Origin of the sequence: Vibrio sp. 1159 (assembly GCF_033340395.1) — a bacterium.
Lineage (GTDB): Bacteria > Pseudomonadota > Gammaproteobacteria > Enterobacterales > Vibrionaceae > Vibrio > Vibrio alginolyticus.
Genome location: NZ_JAWOWL010000166.1, coordinates 1 through 1,107 on the forward strand (window position 1 = coordinate 1; position 1,107 = coordinate 1,107).

At 47.9% G+C, this 1,107-nt stretch carries 1 protein-coding gene; it reads right to left on the minus strand.

The window, feature by feature from the left end; all coding sequences use genetic code 11:
• Positions 1-87: 87 nt before the first annotated feature.
• Positions 88-1,107: phosphate regulon sensor histidine kinase PhoR (gene phoR / locus R7127_RS26750; RefSeq protein WP_318148742.1), on the minus strand; the 1,020-nt coding region annotated here is incomplete at its 5' end.

Consider the following 1,107-nt stretch of genomic DNA (forward strand, 5'->3'; position numbering starts at 1 on the left):
AGTTCGGTAATGGCTTATCTTGAGCAACCGTCATACTCGAACAAGTAAGCGCGATACAAGCGATGGCTTTACTGACTCGACGTCCCATTATTTCACCACCAAACGACTTGGAAGTACGAACGAGAACTTACTGCCTACACCGACTTCACTTTGAATTTCCAGGTGTGAGTCATGATGGCTCAACGCATGTTTCACAATTGCCAATCCTAAACCACTGCCACCCGTATCGCGTGAACGTGCTTTATCAACTCGGTAGAAACGCTCAGTCAGTCGATGCAAGTGTTGTGGCTCAATACCATCACCACTGTCTTCAACTTCAAGGCACGCACCTTGTGCGGTTTGATACCAACGAACATGAATATTGGCTCCCGGAGGAGTGTACTTCACTGCGTTGTAAACAAGGTTGGAGATCGCGCTGCGCAATTGGTCATCATCTCCAAGCACACGAAGGCTGGTATCGACATCAAACTTGAGTTTATGTTGGTCATCACCACTTAAGCTGATCGCTTCTTTCTCTAATACTTCAAGCATTGCTGGCACGTTTACGACATCTTCCAACTCATGCATCGGCGCGGCTTCAATCTTAGATAAGGTAAGAAGTTGATTCACTAAGCTGTTCATGCGGTTAAGCTGCTCCGTCATCACCCCATGCGCTTTAGTCCACATCGGGCCGACGATCATGTCTGGGTCTTCCGTCATCTCCAGATAACCTTGTAGTACGGTCATCGGAGTGCGTAGCTCATGAGAAACGTTGGCGAAGAAGTTACGACGCATTCCTTCGAGTTGCTTAAGTTGGCTCACGTCACGCACCACCATCAGGTGTTCACCTTCCGTGTAAGGCACGATACGCAGTTCTAACATACGTTCGACATTCAACGGCGAGCGCATTTCTAGCGGTTCGGAGAAATCTTTTTTATTGAGGTACTTGATGAAATCTGGAGTTCGAATCAGGTTCGAGATAGGTTGACCGGAATCTTCTGGCCAATGGAAGCCTAACAGATGTTGAGCTAATCGGTTACACCAAACAATGTTGCCTTCCGCGCGAAATACTACGACGGCATCGGGCAATGATTCGGCACCGTTTCTAAAGCGACGGATCAGATTGGT